Genomic DNA, 14,366 nt, shown 5'->3' with positions numbered 1-14,366 from the left:
CGGCCTGACCGGACCAACTCGACCATCTGTCGCCGGAACTCCGGCGGATATGCACTTCTTCGTTTCGACATCGTGGACTCCTCCTTCCCAAAAGGTGAAGTGTCCACGAAACGGGGTCAACTCCAGTCGCTCCGCCCGCGCCAGAGCGGACGATTGCAGCGCCATCGGATAGACGCGGACCCGCCGCCGGGATTTCGGGAAGCTCGCGTGCACGGCCTCCCAGTCTTGATACACGTCGGTCTCCAGGATCAGGCGCTCGAGTGCATAGTCCGCGACACGCCGCCGCCGCTGCGAGGGTCGGATCCCCGCCTGATCGATGGCACGCTCGATACGCCTCAGCCCTATGAAAGGATAGGAAAGTCAATGCCATTTGGCAACCGTTGGGGCCTTTGCGCAACCCTCCCCCATAATAGTTGACTAATTTACTCAGCTATGGGATGCTGCACTGCTCAAGTGGAGATGCGGGGCGGGTCCCCGCGGTGAGATTCCCACAGTGCGGTTGACGACCAGGGGGCGATACGCGGTCACGGCGATGCTGGATCTCGCGGTCCATCACGAGCAAGGGCCGATCGCGCTCGCGGACATCGCGGGGCGGCAGGGGATCTCGCTCGCCTATCTGGAGCAGCTGTTCGCGCGGCTACGCAAGCACGGGCTGGTGCAGAGCGCGCGCGGGCCGGGCGGCGGCTATCGGCTCGGGCGCGTGGCGGAGGCGATCTCGATCGCGGAGGTGATCCACTCGGTGGATGAAGGCGTGGACGCGACCCGCTGCAAGGGCTTGAAGAACTGCCAGGGCAGCGAGCGCTGTTTGACGCACGACCTCTGGGAAGACCTGAGCCGGCGCATCGAGGAGTTCCTGAGCGACATCACCCTCGGCGAGCTGGTGGCGACGCAGAGCGTGCGGTCGGTCTCGGCGCGCCAGGACGCGCGGGTCATTCGCTTCCAGCCGCCGCGGGCGACCGGGGCCGGCGCCGGAATGAGCTAGAGCCATTGAGATAGAACGTTGACAGGCCGGAACGTTTACAAGCAGGAGAAGTAACGATGGAGATCACGATGACCGAACGCGCCGCGGCGCACGTCAAACGCGTCCTCAGCGGGCACGAAGGGGCCGTGGGTCTGCGGGTGGGCGTCAAGACGACGGGTTGCTCGGGCTATGCCTACATCGTCGAGGCCGCGCGAGGCGTGGCCGAGGACGACCGGGTGTTCGAATCGAACGGCATAAAGGTCGTGGTGAGCGAGAAGAGTCTCACGTTCCTGGCCGGTACCGAGATGGACTATGTTCGCGAAGGCCTGAATGCCGGCTTCAAGTTCCATAACCCCAACGTCAAGGCTACCTGCGGCTGCGGTGAGAGCTTCAACGTTGGATAGTCTCCGAGCGAGGTAAGGGCGGATGGCGAAAACTCCCCAGTCGATACAGTCCTTGGCGGTAGAGTCCCTGGTCAATAGGGACTACGCGGCCGGCTTCTTCACCGAGATCGAGACGGATACGGTCCCTCCCGGTTTGAGCGAGGAGGTCATCCGCCTCATCTCGCGCAAGAAGGAAGAACCCGAGTGGTTGTGCGAATGGCGCCTGGGCGCCTACCGCCACTGGCTCACGATGCAGGAGCCACGCTGGGCCACGGTCGAACACCCGGCCATCGATTACCAGGCGATCTCGTATTACTCCGCCCCCAAGGCGAAGGCGGACGGGCCGAAGAGCCTCTCCGAGGTCGATCCGAAGCTCCTCGAGACCTACGAGAAGCTCGGGATCCCGCTGCGCGAACGCGAGATGCTGGCGGGTGTCGCGGTCGATGCGGTCTTCGACAGCGTCTCGGTGGCGACCACCTTCAAGGGCACGCTGGCCAAGGCCGGGGTCATCTTCTGCTCATTTTCCGAGGCGGTGCGCAATCATCCCGACCTGGTCCGCCAATACCTGGGATCGGTCGTGCCGGTCACGGACAATTTCTACGCGACGCTCAACTCCGCGGTCTTCACCGACGGCTCGTTCTGTTACATCCCCAAGGGCGTGCGCTGCCCGCTCGAGCTCTCGACCTATTTTCGCATCAATGCCGCCAAGACCGGCCAGTTCGAACGCACGCTCATCGTCGCCGATGCCGGCAGCTACGTGAGCTATCTCGAAGGCTGCACGGCGCCCATGCGAGACGACAACCAGTTGCATGCCGCGGTCGTCGAGCTGGTCGCGCTCGAGGACGCTCGAATCAAGTATTCCACGGTCCAGAACTGGTATCCGGGGGATGAAAACGGCAAGGGCGGGATCTACAACTTCGTGACCAAGCGCGGCGAGTGCCGGGGCGCGCGTTCGTGGATCTCCTGGACCCAGGTGGAGACCGGCTCGGCCATCACCTGGAAATACCCGAGTTGTATCTTGAAGGGCGATCACTCCCGCGGCGAGTTCTACTCCGTGGCACTGACCCGTCATTACCAGCAGGCGGATACCGGGACCAAGATGATCCACCTCGGGCGCAACACCACGAGCACCATCATCTCGAAGGGGATCTCGGCCGGCCGCGGCCAGAATGCCTATCGGGGCCTCGTTCGGATCGGCAAGGGCGCCGCAGACGCGCGCAACTATACCCAGTGCGATTCGCTCTTGCTCGGCAACCGTTCGTCGGCCCACACCTTCCCCTACATCGAGGTCAAGAACGCGAGCGCGGAGGTCGGCCACGAGGCCACCACGACGCGCATCAGCGACGATCAGTTGTTCTATTGCCGGCAGCGCGGGATCGCCATGGAGGATGCGGTCAATTTGATCGTCAACGGCTTCTGCAAGGCAGTCTTCAAGGAATTACCCATGGAATTCGCGGTGGAGGCCCAGCGGCTCCTCGGGGTGAGCCTGGAAGGGGCGATCGGGTGATGCTCGCCGTACATGATCTCGAGGTCCGCATCACGGATAAAACGATCCTCAAAGGCATCGATCTCGAGGTCGGTTCCGGCGAGGTACACGCCATCATGGGGCCGAACGCCTCGGGCAAGAGCACGCTCGCGCATGTGCTGGCGGGACGCGAGGGTTACGAGGTCACGGCCGGCGGCGTGTCCTTTGACGGCGAGAACCTACTGGCCCTGTCTCCCGAAGAGCGCGCCCACCGCGGGGTGTTCCTGGCCTTTCAGTACCCGGTCGCGATCCCTGGTGTCAACAACGCCTATTTCCTCAAAGCCGCCTTGAACGCGGGCCGTAAGTACCGCGGCCTCGCGGAGCTCGACGCCATCGAGTTCCTGAATCTGGTCAAGGAAAAGCTGAAGATCGTACACCTCGACGAGGGGCTCTTGAAACGCGCGGTGAACGAGGGCTTCTCGGGTGGCGAGAAGAAGCGCAACGAGGTCTTCCAGATGGCGGTCCTGGAGCCGCGCCTCGCGATCCTGGACGAGACCGATTCCGGGCTCGACATCGATGCCTTGAAGCTCGTGGCCGAGGGCGTGAACCGCCTGCGCGATGGGCAACGGAGCTTCGTCGTCGTGACCCACTATCAACGGCTCTTGCACTACGTCGTGCCCGATCGGGTGCACGTGCTCTCGGGCGGCCGGATCGTCCGATCCGGTGACCGCGAGTTGGCGCTCGATCTCGAAAAGCACGGCTACGACTGGGTCAAAGAGGCGGCGGCATGAATGTCCAGGTGCTCTCCCCTCTGAAGCCAAGCGATCCCTTGCTTGCGGAGCTGGCGCGGCTCGAATCGCGTCTTCCGGCCGCCGAGCCTCCGTGGCTGCGTGCGATCCGGCGACGGGCATTGGCGAGGTTCGGGGAGCGGGGTTTTCCGGGCCGCCGGGACGAAGATTGGAAATACACCGATGTGAGCACTATCGCCGAGCGGCCTCTGCGGGTCGCCCTGCCCCTGCCGGTTGTCGGCCCCCTGGGAACGGGCGCCGCCGGCATCGAGGCCGGCCGCATCGAAGCCAATAATCAGGGCTATTATCGCTATGCCGGGCTGGAATGCCTGGAATTGGTGTTCGTGAACGGACACTGCGTCTCGACCTCGGCCGACTTTAATTACTTTTATAACCCTGGGTCGTTGCCGGAGGGCACGACCGTCGCCCCGCTCGCCGCGATGCTCTCGGACGCGCCCCCCATGCTCCGCGGTTCACTCCAGCGGGTGGCGGATGCGCCCCCCGATGCCTTCGCCGCGCTGAATGCGGCATTTACCGCCGACGGTGCCTACCTCGCCGTGCCGGATGGCGTGGCCCTGGAGATGCCCGTCCATCTGGTGTTCCTGTCCGCGCCCTGCGACGGCCCCGTGGCGTCTTTTCCACGGATCTACATCCAACTCGGAAAAGAGGCGCGCGCCTCGGTCATCGAGAGCTTCGTCGGTATAGAAGCTCAGGAGAACCTCACCTGCGCCGTGACCCAGATCATCGCCGCCCAGGGCGCGCGCTGCGATCACTACCGCGTTCAGCGCGAACACCCGCGCTCGTATCACGTCGGCCGGCTGTCGGTCAGCCAGGCCCGGGACAGCGAGGTGACGAGCTTCTCGATCGCCTGCGGCGCGCGGCTCTCGCGGCAGGACATCGCGGTGCGGCTCGAAGGGGAGGGCGCGGGGGTCGCCCTTCACGGCCTCTACGTCGGAGACGGGCGGCGGCATGTCGATCACCACACGCGGATCGATCATCTGCTGCCGCATACGCACAGCGAAGAGCAATACAAGGGCGTCCTGGATGGCCGTTCCCGCGGGGTCTTCAACGGGACGGTCGTGGTTCATCCCGATGCCCAGAAGAGCGAGGCGCACCAGAGCAACCACAACCTCTTGCTCTCGGGTGAGGCCGAGATCGATACCAAGCCCGAGCTCCAGATCCATGCCGACGATGTCATCTGCAGCCATGGCGCGAGCGTCGGCCGTCTCGATCCCGATGCATTGTTTTACCTCTCTTCGCGCGGGATAGAAGCGGCTGCGGCGCGGGTGATCCTGACCCAGGCCTTCATCGACGAGGTGCTGGCGCGCCTGCCCATCGCCGCCGTGCGGTTGGGTCTCGCTCGTGATCTCGGCAGTGCGGAGACAAGCGCCGAGCCGTTGTCGTTGTCGGCCCTCCTATGAGCACCGCGACCTTTCCGGCCCAGAGGCCGATGCGGCAGGGCGGGAGCACGTCCCTCGATGTCGCGGCATGGCGGCGTGATTTCCCGATCCTCGCGAGACGCATGCAGGGCAAGCCGCTCGTCTATCTCGACAACGCGGCGACCACGCAGAAACCCAAGGCCGTGATCGACGCCATCGCCGGTTATTATCAGGACACCAACGCCAACATCCATCGCGGCGTCCACAGCCTGAGCCAGGAAGCGACCGAGGCCTACGAAGGCGCGCGCGGCAAGATCCAGCGTTATATCAACGCCGCCGAGGCCGCCGAGATCGTCTTCGTACGCGGCACCACGGAGGCCATCAACCTGGTCGCGCAAAGCTTCGTGCGCCCGCGCCTCGCGGCCGGGGACGAGATCCTGGTCTCGGAGATGGAACACCACTCGAACATCGTGCCCTGGCAGTTGCTCTGCGAGGCGACCGGCGCGGTGCTCCGCGTCATCCCCATGAGCGATCGCGGTGAGCTCTTGATGGACGAGTACCTGAAGCTCCTCGGCCCGCGCACGCGGCTCTGCTCCGTGGTGCACGTCTCGAATGCGCTCGGCACCGTCAACCCGGTTCGCGAGATCATCGCCGCCGCCCATGCCCAGAGGGTCCCGGTGCTCCTCGACGGGGCCCAGGCCGTGGCCCACAGGCCGGTCGATGTCCGGTTGCTCGATTGCGATTTCTATGCGTTCTCCGGCCATAAGCTCTTCGGGCCCACCGGCATCGGGGTGCTGTACGGGAAACGCGCGTGGCTCGATGCCATGCCGCCGTACCAGGGCGGTGGCGACATGATCAAGGCGGTGAGCTTCGAAAAGAGCATCTATAACGATGTGCCGCACAAGTTCGAGGCCGGAACGCCGCACATCGCCGGTTCCATCGGACTCGGGGCCGCGATCGACTATGTCGGATCGATCGGGCTCCCCCGCATTGCCGCCCACGAACACGGGCTCCTCGGCTATGCGAGTAAGCGTGCCCTCGAGGTGCCGGGCATGCGCCTCATCGGAACGGCACAGGAGAAGGTCGGCGTCTTGTCCTTCGTCATCGACGGGATCCATCCCCATGACCTCGGCACGGTCCTCGATTGCGAGGGGATCGCGATCCGTACCGGCCATCACTGCGCGATGCCGGTGATGCAGCATTACCGTGTGCCGGCAACGGCGCGCGCCTCGTTCGCCTTCTACAACACCGAAGAAGAGGTCGATCGGTTGTTCGAGGCCATCGAAGAGGCGCGGAGGATGCTCGGCTGATGTTCGATCTGAAGACCCTTTATCAAGAGGTCATCATCGACCACAACCGCCATCCGAGGAACTGTCATCGGCTTTCGGATGCCGACCGCGTGGCGGACGGTTTCAACCCCTTGTGCGGCGATCGTCTCACCGTGTACCTCAAGCTCCAGGACGGGGTGATCGCCGATGCGGCCTTCGAAGGCGAGGGCTGCGCGATCTCGGTGGCCTCGGCCTCGCTCATGACCGAGCACTTGAAGGGCAAGACCGAGTCGGAGGCCCGGGCGATCTTCGATCGCTTCCGCGCCCTCGTCATGGGCGAGGAAGAAGCAGGCGCCGGGCTCGACAAGCTGGTGGTCCTGGCTGGTGTCAAGGAGTTCCCGGCGCGCGTGAAATGCGCGATCCTGGCCTGGCATACGCTGTCGGCGGCGTTGAAGGGCCGGCACGAGCCGGTCAGTACCGAGTAGGCTCCGATGGACACTAACGAACCGATCACCCTGACCCGCGACTGTGACGCGGTTTTGATCCCCATGGGCGATGCCCTCACCCTGCCCAAAGGCAGCACGGTGTACATCACCCAGGCGCTGGGTGGGAGCTGCACCGTCAATGTCAACGGCAACCTCGCCCGCATCGCCGCCAACGATCGGGATGCCCTGGGCCTCGATCCCCACCAGCCGGTGTCGGGCCCGGAAGCCCAGGCGAGCGCGGAGTTCGACGAGGACCGCGTGTGGGACGAGCTGCGCACCTGTTACGACCCCGAGATCCCCATCAACATCGTGGACCTCGGCCTCATCTACGACTGCCATTGCGCGCCGCTGCCCGAGGGCGGCCAGCGTGTGGATGTGCGCATGACCCTCACCGCCCCCGGATGCGGGATGGGGCAGGTCCTCGTCGAGGACGTGCGGGGAAAGCTCGAACGGGTCCCGGGCGTCGCCGAGGTCGATGTCGCGCTGGTCTTCGATCCGCCCTGGAACTACGACATGATGTCGGAGGCGGCCAGGCTCGAGGCCGGGATGTACTGATGCCGGCCTGGTGATAGGTCGGTCCATCGATATGGCGGGCCCCTGAGATGTCGACCAGTTAGATGTCGGCCAGTGAAATGTCCGATTGGGCCGATGTCGCCCCTGCCGAGGACTTCCCGCCCGGCGAGCAGCGCGTGGTCCTGGTGGAGGGCGTCCGCATCGCGGTATTCAACCTCGCCGGACGGTACTGGGCGATCGAGGACCTCTGCACCCATGATGGGGCACCGCTCGCCGGCGGGATCGTGGATGGCGATGAAGTCATCTGCCCGCGCCACGGCGCGCGTTTCTGTATCAGGACCGGCGAGGCCCTGAGCGCGCCCGCCTACGAGCCCGTCCCGACCTTCCCGGTCCGCGTCACGGACGGGATGGTCCAGGTCCGTGACGAGCGCTGGGATTGAGCGGCCGCAGGCACCTGAAACGGCAGCGTAAGGACAATTTGGAAAAACTGCTGAAAAAAAGGGGGGGGAATCTCATTCAACCTCTTTAGTCCTGATGGAACTGCTGCCGCACGCGGGCACCCTGGTCGGCGGCTGGCGGGCAAACCAACTCCATGAGGCACTGTTGGTCCAATAATCTGTCCACCCAACGCTATGTGCTCAACCAGCTGCGCTATGACCTGCGTAAGATGGGGCCCACGGACTCCTCGAACGCGATGGCAGGCTGCGCCTACCTTCTCACCCCCTAGAGGTTTATTTCGTCCGACCGCGATTTTCCCAGAATTTCAGACGACCTGGGAGGCGGAGTCGACCTACGCCGGGACCGCAGCTAGGGCAGCGCTGTAACGTAGAGTGCACGACGGCTCTCCCGAAAGCCAACCTGGACGCGCGAAAAGAAGTCCCGACCCAACAGGTTCCTTCCAATAGGGCCCGCGCTAAAGGCCACTTCTATGGCGAAAGAGCCGAGTAGAGCGTGGGCAATGTGCACAGTGTGGAGCCTGGCGGGCAGAGCATGCCCGGTTGTTGATTGCAACCTGAAAACCTGTCCGGCCAACAAGTCGATTCCGAGGGCTAGCGCTAGTGTGCCGTCGAATAGTGAACGCTCGGCTCCTGAGTCGAGATAGGCGTCCAGGTCGATGGCTTGCTCGGGATCTCCGAGGTTTGCGAGCCTCAGGGTCAGTCGAGGGTAGTGCCTGCCGTTTACATCGCGGTCATACGGGATCTCGTGGTGGTAGTCAACCGTGACCACTAGAACCCGAGCTTTGCGGTGTCTTCGCCAAACGGCTCGACGAAGAAGACGTACGGAACCCGTATCCCGTGAACTCTGGCCGCTGCGACCAGTGCTGCGGGGTCGGGTCCGTGCGCGATCAAATCGTCCCCTTCAACGATCACCCACTGACCGATGAGATTACCTAGCTCCTGCTCGTGTGCCCGACGCCACGCCATCTCGCGAGCTCTCGGAGGAGCCCCTATGTCATCGGGATGCCTACGCTGCTCGCGCGATCGGAAGAGGAGCAACTGGCCGGGAGTTGCTTCCTGACCAAGGCCGGCAGGTGATAGCGGTCCCCGGCGCTTGAAGCGCTCGATCAGGGCCTCTCGCATCGGCTCAGGCGGGTCAATGGAGGGATTCTGACGCCAGACCCCCGCGACGAGGCCGAGCCGGACAGGGCCGCCTCGTGGCCATCCATTTGGTGAAGGCGGTGTTATTAGGACACCCTGGGCATTTCCGAGCATTATGTCCCCCAAACCACCTCCAGGCCCAACCGTGCCGTAGCTGCCTGGAAGAACTCGGTGGCTCGATCTAGAGCTTCGCCTTCCGAAAGCGATCCTACGTGTTCGCTCATGACACGCAGGAAGGCGCCGCCCGGAACGAGGGCTGATCGCTCAAGGATGATCGAGCCTTGCCCTTGACCTGAGGGGAATTCACAGAGGAAGGATACTCCGCTGGGGGTCAGCGGTGGTAGGCCATTAGGCCGCTTGGTTACGTAGGAGGCGATGCGGGCGGCAACTTCGCACTGGCCGGGGAGCGTGCCGTGAATCGTGGCGTTCACGCTATGCACCGTGACGCTGGTGTCTGGGCTAACGCTTCGCAGAACTTCCATCGTCTGCACGACCATGTCTTTGACCAGTGCAGTATTCGCAGCCAGCCGAGGATTGCTCGACCAGACTTCAACTCGGTCCAGGCGGTACCTGGCCAACGCGCCGTAGTTGTCCATCCAGCAGGCGATCGAAAGGTCTCCTGGATTCGCGGTGGTACTCTCTACTTTGATGTCGCTGAGGCGCAACTTGAAGCGCCGCAGGTGGGCATACATCGCTGACTGTAGCTCGACCCACCGCCCCCCCAGGGCGAAGGGAGGTGGCTCCAGGACGGCGTAGTAAGCCAAGTCGGTCTGCCGGACTTCCACCGGCGTCAGATCTAAGCCCACAGCCATCCTCCGATACCGTTATGGCCGGTCCGTTCCGCCAACAGGCGGACCCTCGCGCGCGAGCGAGACTCGATTTTAGCAGCGTCAACGGATCCCACTGCTCAGCGCCGCATCGGCGGAAGCATCTCTCCTCATGGTTCGCCCGCTCGACCAGCGCACCCGACGCGGTGAGCCGCTGCCCTCTTTGGCAGTCGATCGTAGCGGTGGCTGTGACCGTCGCGCTCAAAGGATAGTAGATGCAACGCGAGCTTGCAATGGAGAATGCTGGGTCAGACGCGCTGAGCGGTGATCCGGCGGTCGGAAAGGGATCCGGCGTCACGTCGGCCAGGCCCGGCACAGCGAGGTGACGAGCTTGTCGATCGCCTGCGCCGCGCGGCTCTCGCCCTAGGATATCGCGGCGCGGCTCGAAGGGGAGGGCGCGAGCGTCGCTTTTTACGGCCTCTACGTCGGCGAGGGGTGGCGGCATGAACCAAAGGCCGTCATCGACGCCATCGTCGGTTATTATCAGGACACCAACGCCAACATCCATCGCGGCGTCCACAGCCTGAGCCAGGAGGCGACCGAGGCACCGCCGCTCCGTCGCCCGCCACCCCTGGCGCAATCTGCGACTTTCCATATCCTGACGCGTGCTTGTAAAATCTACCCACCGCGTTGGATGTCCTATGGTTCACACAGGATGCGAGCTTGGGCCTGAGCATCGATAGAGATCATTTCGAAGAAGACGACTACGCGCGCTTCTCGCAGCGCCTGCGCGAGGACATGCGGGCGCTCGCCGAGCTCCTCTCCCGAGAACGCTTCGGGGTCGGCGCGTCGTCGCTCGGCGCGGAGCTCGAGATGTCGATGGTCGGAGCCACGTGCCGCCCGCGGCCGATCAACGAACGCGTGCTCGCCGACACGTGCGACCCGCGCTTCACGGTCGAGCTCAACCGCTTCAACCTGGAGTGCAACACGCTCCCGGTCGCGCTGGCGCGAACACCCTTCTCCGCTCTCGGCAAGCAGCTCGACGAGTGTCTGGCGCGCCTGCGCGCCATCGCCAGCATGCACGACGCGCGCATCGCGCTGACCGGCATCTTGCCGACGCTCACGGCCGAAGACCTGGAGTCCTCGGCGATGACTGACCTGCCGCGCTATCGCGCGCTGTCGGCCGGCATCCGCCGCCTGCGGGGTGAGCCCTTCCACGTGCGCATCGACGGCGAGGACTCGCTTGACATCCACTGTGACGACGTCACCTACGAAGGCGCGAACACCTCGCTGCAGATCCACCTGCGGGTGAACCCTTCCCAGTTCGCCGCCGTGTACAACGCCGTGCAGCTCGCCACCGCACCGGCACTCGCCGTGTCGGTCAACTCGCCGATGTTCCTCGGCCATCGACTGTGGCAGGAGACGCGCGTCGCGTTGTTCAAGCAGGCCATCGACGATCGTCCGCCCGGGCCGCGGCGCGGCGTGCCGCGCGTCGGCTTCGGTCTCGGTTGGCTGAAGCAGGGCGCGCTCGAGCTGTTCGAGGAGAGCGTCGAGCTGCACGAGCCGCTCTTGCCGGTCATGAGCGACGAGGACCCGGTCGCCGTCACGCGCGCGGGTGGCATTCCGCTGCTCGCCGAGCTGCGGCTTCACCAGGGCACGGTGTGGCGCTGGAACCGAGCGGTCTACGATCCGGCGGAAGGCGGCCATCTGCGCATCGAGATGCGCGCGCTGCCCTCGGGACCGACCGTCGCCGACATGATGGCGAGCGCGGCGTTCCTCGTGGGCCTCGCGCTCGAGCTGTCGCGAAGCCCCGCGCTCTTCGACTCCGTCCCCTTCGAGGTTGCAGAGTGCAACTTCTACCGCGGCGCGCAACACGGCCTCGCCGCCGAGCTCTTCTGGCCAGAGGGCAAAGGGCTCTTCGCGATCGGCGCGCGCGAGCTCGTGCACGAGCTCCTGCCCGTCGCCCAGCGCGGGCTTCTGCACGCAGAAATCGACACCGGCGAGTGCGAGCGGCTGCTGGAGATCATCGAGCGCCGCGCCACCACCGGACAGACCGGCGCGCAATGGCAGCGCAGCCGACTCGCCGCGCTCGAGGACAAGCTCGGGCGCAAGGAGGCGCTCGCGCGCATGCTCGGCGAGTACCTGGACCACTCCGAGCTCGGCGCGCCCGTGCATACCTGGCCGATCCCATGACGCAGCCGATCCAGTGGTTGGACGAGGCGCGCCTGGCGCACCTGCCGGGCAACGTCGAACACTGGTTGCGCGAGCTCGATGGCGCCACCTTGCTGCGAGTTCCCGGGCGCGACCGGTCGCGAACTCGGATCGTCACGACCTTGCTCCATGGAAATGAGCCGAGCGGCGTCCGCGCGGTTCACGCCTGGCTCCGCTCCGGCGTCGCGCCCGCCACCGACGCGGTCTTCTATATCGGCTCGGTCGAGGCCGCGCTCGCCGCGCCTCCGTGGTCGCACCGCGCATTACCGCAGGCGCGTGATGCGAACCGCTGCTTCGCGCCGCCGTTCGGGGGGCTCGAAGGCGAGCGCGCGCGGGAGCTGATCGAGCGGCTCGAGGCGACGAGGCCGGAGGCACTCGTCGACCTGCACAACAACAGCGGGCAGAGCCCCGCGTACGGCGTCGGCAGGGTCGCGGATGCGGCTCACCTGGGCCTCACGAGCCTGTTCGCAGATCGCTACATGCTGAGCGATCTGCGGCTCGGCACGTTGATCGAAGCGACCGACCGCTTCACGGCTAGCATCGTGGTCGAATGCGGGCGAGCCCAGGATCCGGTCGCCGACGCGGTCGCGCTCGCCGGCCTCGAGCGCTATCTGTCGGTCGAAGAGCTGAGCGTGCGCGCCGAGCCCAGGGATTATCCAATTAAATTTCAGGCCATGGAGATCCTGCATCGTCCCGTTCGCGTGAGGATCCACCCCGACGTGCGCCTCGCGTTCGGTGACGCTCCGGTCGAGGGAGCGAACCTCACGGTGCGCAGCGACATCGACCGCCACAACTTCGACCCGGTCGAGCCCGGCATGGTGCTCGGATGGCTCGGGCCTCCGGGCACGTGGCCGTTCGATGCCCGCGGCGGCGACGGCGTCGAGGTGAGCGCCGAGCTGTTCACGAGCGCGAATGGGCTCGTGCGCATCCGGCGCGCGATGGTGCCGGTCATGATGACCGTGTCTGCGGCGATCGCGCAGAGCGATTGCCTGTTCTACGCCATGCAGAAGCGGTGACGGATCGGATCCGAGCTTGACAGCTCGGTTGGCGATCCTGCGGGGGACGAGAAGGTTCAGCATGCCTGCACGCGCGCCACGCGAGGGAAAATCCGTTACTATGGTCGTCGGGATGGGGGTACATCTCGCAGGTGGCCGTTTTGCCGGCGTTCCAGCACGCTAGGAACAAATATGAAAAGCACACCCACCATTAGCGCCCCGCGTAATTCCCACTGCGTGATTTTATGAGGTAATGGAAATGAAATCCAACCATTCTTGGCTGAATGCCATCCTATTCTGTTTTCTCGCAAGCATTATCCTGCCGAGCGCATGGGCTGCAGACTTGCCGGTTAATTGGACGGAGTTGCCCAAGCCCTTTCATACAGGTTCAGCCCACAATCGCCCGCGTGTGGTTACCAAGCCCGAAGGGGCTCAATTGCAGGTTCCTGTCGGGTTTACGGTAGAGGAATATCTTTCGGGTTTCTCTGGACCCCGACTCATGTTGCTGGGCCCAGGTAACGAGATCGTGGTCTCCGACATGGATGACGGCACCGTCTACGTCTTGAAAGACAAGAATAAGAAGGTGCTGATGGAGGATCTGGATCAACCTTATGGCCTTGCCTTTCATAAGGACTGGCTATACATAGCGGAGGCAACTGCCGTCACACGTTACCGTTATGATCCCCAAGCTCTTAAGATAGTGGGAAAAGGTAAAGAGGTCATTTCCTTGCACAAATTTGGCCGGGGCCATGCAACCCGCACGATTTTGTTTGATTCAAAAGGGGAAAAGCTTTACTTAAGCGTCGGATCAGGATCCAATGTGGACAGCGGGGAGCCTCCTATGCGGGCTGCGATCAGTCGCTTTGACCCGAACGGCAGTAGCCATGAGATCTACGCCAATGGCGTTCGCAATGCGGTTGGGATGCGCTGGTATCCCGGCACGGAGACACTCTGGGTCACCGTGCAAGAACGCGATGGACTCGGTGATGATCTGGTGCCGGATTATCTGACCCGCATCCAGGCCGGGGGCTTTTACGGCTGGCCTTACGCCTATATCGGTCCCCACCCAGACCCCCGCCGTAAAGACGCCCCGGAGGGGATAGTAAGCAAGACCCTCTACCCTGATGTGTTGCTCGGTGCCCATGTAAGCGCCATGGATCTGTTATTTTATACGGGCGCACAGTTTCCAGAAAAATACCGAAGTGGGTGTTTTATCGCCATGCACGGCTCCTGGAACCGCTCAAAACGGGTCGGCTATAAGATCGCCTTTGTACCCTTTAGAGAAGGTAAGCCGGTCTCCGGACCCGAGGATTTCCTCACGGGTTGGATGCTCGATCCAGAAAAGCCCGAGGTCTGGGGAAGGCCGGTGGGTTTGCTCCAACTGGCCGATGGGTCGCTGTTGGTATCGGACGATGGTGGGGGGAAGATCTGGCGGGTGTTTTATGAAAGATAAACCCATTTCAAGCGATATGCGCCCAAGGCGCACCTTTACCCCGGGCTTTGCCACCATGCGGTCCAGCCGTACGAGGTCTATTGCTTCGGGACCGAGGAAG

General features: G+C 64.1%; 16 protein-coding genes and 1 pseudogene. 13 read left to right on the top strand and 4 right to left on the bottom strand.

Annotation, left to right across the window (positions count from 1 at the left end):
• A partial coding sequence (locus M3461_20190; GenBank protein ID MDQ3776505.1) for a hypothetical protein occupies positions 1 to 234 on the bottom strand: 234 nt, incomplete at its 3' end.
• Between the two features lie 259 nt (positions 235 to 493).
• Between M3461_20190 and M3461_20185 the strand changes: the two genes are divergently transcribed.
• The 9 genes from M3461_20185 (at position 494) to M3461_20145 (ending at position 7,682) form a co-directional block, all read left to right on the top strand.
• The gene (locus tag M3461_20185; protein ID MDQ3776504.1) at positions 494 to 982 is read left to right on the top strand and encodes a Fe-S cluster assembly transcription factor; all 489 of its coding nucleotides are present in this window, start codon (positions 494 to 496) and stop codon (positions 980 to 982) included.
• A 56-nt stretch (positions 983 to 1,038) separates the two neighbouring features.
• Complete coding sequence (locus M3461_20180) at positions 1,039 to 1,365, top strand: iron-sulfur cluster assembly accessory protein (protein ID MDQ3776503.1); 327 nt, start codon at positions 1,039 to 1,041, stop codon at positions 1,363 to 1,365.
• A gap of 22 nt (positions 1,366 to 1,387) precedes the next feature.
• Positions 1,388 to 2,851, top strand: a complete 1,464-nt coding sequence (sufB, locus tag M3461_20175; protein MDQ3776502.1) for a Fe-S cluster assembly protein SufB — start codon at positions 1,388 to 1,390, stop codon at positions 2,849 to 2,851.
• Positions 2,851 to 3,600 carry a Fe-S cluster assembly ATPase SufC gene (gene sufC / locus M3461_20170; GenBank protein MDQ3776501.1) on the top strand — a complete coding sequence of 250 codons (750 nt, stop codon included), beginning with the start codon at positions 2,851 to 2,853 and terminating at the stop codon, positions 3,598 to 3,600. The genes sufB and sufC overlap by 1 nt, the downstream gene beginning before the upstream one ends.
• Positions 3,597 to 5,018 (top strand): Fe-S cluster assembly protein SufD, encoded by a 1,422-nt coding sequence (gene sufD / locus M3461_20165; GenBank protein MDQ3776500.1) that lies wholly within the window; start codon positions 3,597 to 3,599, stop codon positions 5,016 to 5,018. The genes sufC and sufD overlap by 4 nt, the downstream gene beginning before the upstream one ends.
• A gap of 29 nt (positions 5,019 to 5,047) precedes the next feature.
• A complete protein-coding gene (locus tag M3461_20160; protein ID MDQ3776499.1) occupies positions 5,048 to 6,286 on the top strand; it encodes a cysteine desulfurase in 1,239 nt (412 codons plus the stop codon).
• Positions 6,286 to 6,729: an SUF system NifU family Fe-S cluster assembly protein gene (locus M3461_20155; protein ID MDQ3776498.1), complete on the top strand. Its 444-nt coding sequence runs from the start codon at positions 6,286 to 6,288 to the stop codon at positions 6,727 to 6,729. The genes M3461_20160 and M3461_20155 overlap by 1 nt, the downstream gene beginning before the upstream one ends.
• Positions 6,730 to 6,735: 6 nt before the next feature.
• Positions 6,736 to 7,284, top strand: a complete 549-nt coding sequence (gene sufT, locus M3461_20150; GenBank protein MDQ3776497.1) for a putative Fe-S cluster assembly protein SufT — start codon at positions 6,736 to 6,738, stop codon at positions 7,282 to 7,284.
• A 77-nt stretch (positions 7,285 to 7,361) separates the two neighbouring features.
• Positions 7,362 to 7,682: a non-heme iron oxygenase ferredoxin subunit gene (locus M3461_20145; GenBank protein MDQ3776496.1), complete on the top strand. Its 321-nt coding sequence runs from the start codon at positions 7,362 to 7,364 to the stop codon at positions 7,680 to 7,682.
• A gap of 367 nt (positions 7,683 to 8,049) precedes the next feature.
• On the opposite strand, the gene M3461_20140 is transcribed toward M3461_20145, so the two are convergent.
• From M3461_20140 to M3461_20130, 3 genes are all read right to left on the bottom strand, one after another.
• On the bottom strand, positions 8,050 to 8,469 hold the full coding sequence (locus M3461_20140) for a retroviral-like aspartic protease family protein (protein MDQ3776495.1): 420 nt from the start codon (positions 8,467 to 8,469) through the stop codon (positions 8,050 to 8,052).
• Positions 8,469 to 8,666, bottom strand: a complete 198-nt coding sequence (locus M3461_20135; GenBank protein MDQ3776494.1) for a DUF5678 domain-containing protein — start codon at positions 8,664 to 8,666, stop codon at positions 8,469 to 8,471. The genes M3461_20140 and M3461_20135 overlap by 1 nt, the downstream gene beginning before the upstream one ends.
• A gap of 287 nt (positions 8,667 to 8,953) precedes the next feature.
• Entirely contained in the window at positions 8,954 to 9,646 is a 693-nt protein-coding gene (locus tag M3461_20130; GenBank protein ID MDQ3776493.1) for a hypothetical protein, read from the bottom strand.
• 469 nt (positions 9,647 to 10,115) lie between these two features.
• Here M3461_20130 and M3461_20125 point away from each other — a divergent pair.
• From M3461_20125 to M3461_20110, 4 genes and pseudogenes are all read left to right on the top strand, one after another.
• Positions 10,116 to 10,214, top strand: a pseudogene (locus M3461_20125) (aminotransferase class V-fold PLP-dependent enzyme).
• Positions 10,215 to 10,330: 116 nt separating this feature from the next.
• Positions 10,331 to 11,800, top strand: a complete 1,470-nt coding sequence (locus M3461_20120) for a glutamate--cysteine ligase (protein ID MDQ3776492.1) — start codon at positions 10,331 to 10,333, stop codon at positions 11,798 to 11,800.
• Complete coding sequence (locus M3461_20115; GenBank protein MDQ3776491.1) at positions 11,797 to 12,834, top strand: hypothetical protein; 1,038 nt, start codon at positions 11,797 to 11,799, stop codon at positions 12,832 to 12,834. Before M3461_20120 ends, M3461_20115 begins: the two co-directional genes overlap by 4 nt.
• Positions 12,835 to 13,072: 238 nt before the next feature.
• Positions 13,073 to 14,266, top strand: a complete 1,194-nt coding sequence (locus M3461_20110) for a PQQ-dependent sugar dehydrogenase (protein ID MDQ3776490.1) — start codon at positions 13,073 to 13,075, stop codon at positions 14,264 to 14,266.
• Positions 14,267 to 14,366 lie beyond the last annotated feature (100 nt).

The organism is Pseudomonadota bacterium (assembly GCA_030860485.1).
In the GTDB taxonomy this organism is placed as follows: Bacteria; Pseudomonadota; Gammaproteobacteria; order JACCXJ01; family JACCXJ01; genus JACCXJ01.
Note: the sequence above shows the minus strand (reverse complement) of the source record. Positions and strands in the feature narration are given on the sequence as shown.

What these genes read in the sequence shown, in the direction of transcription:
- M3461_20145 (MDQ3776496.1), top strand. Translation starts at nt 7,362, where the DNA reads ATGTCCGATTGGGCCGATGTCGCCCCTGCCGAGGACTTCCCGCCCGGC.
- M3461_20110 (MDQ3776490.1), top strand. Translation starts at nt 13,073, where the DNA reads ATGAAATCCAACCATTCTTGGCTGAATGCCATCCTATTCTGTTTTCTC.
- sufT (MDQ3776497.1), top strand. Translation starts at nt 6,736, where the DNA reads ATGGACACTAACGAACCGATCACCCTGACCCGCGACTGTGACGCGGTT.
- M3461_20160 (MDQ3776499.1), top strand. Translation starts at nt 5,048, where the DNA reads ATGCGGCAGGGCGGGAGCACGTCCCTCGATGTCGCGGCATGGCGGCGT.
- M3461_20135 (MDQ3776494.1), bottom strand. Translation starts at nt 8,666, where the DNA reads ATGGCGTGGCGTCGGGCACACGAGCAGGAGCTAGGTAATCTCATCGGT.
- sufD (MDQ3776500.1), top strand. Translation starts at nt 3,597, where the DNA reads ATGAATGTCCAGGTGCTCTCCCCTCTGAAGCCAAGCGATCCCTTGCTT.
- sufB (MDQ3776502.1), top strand. Translation starts at nt 1,388, where the DNA reads ATGGCGAAAACTCCCCAGTCGATACAGTCCTTGGCGGTAGAGTCCCTG.
- M3461_20115 (MDQ3776491.1), top strand. Translation starts at nt 11,797, where the DNA reads ATGACGCAGCCGATCCAGTGGTTGGACGAGGCGCGCCTGGCGCACCTG.
- M3461_20155 (MDQ3776498.1), top strand. Translation starts at nt 6,286, where the DNA reads ATGTTCGATCTGAAGACCCTTTATCAAGAGGTCATCATCGACCACAAC.
- sufC (MDQ3776501.1), top strand. Translation starts at nt 2,851, where the DNA reads ATGCTCGCCGTACATGATCTCGAGGTCCGCATCACGGATAAAACGATC.
- M3461_20180 (MDQ3776503.1), top strand. Translation starts at nt 1,039, where the DNA reads ATGGAGATCACGATGACCGAACGCGCCGCGGCGCACGTCAAACGCGTC.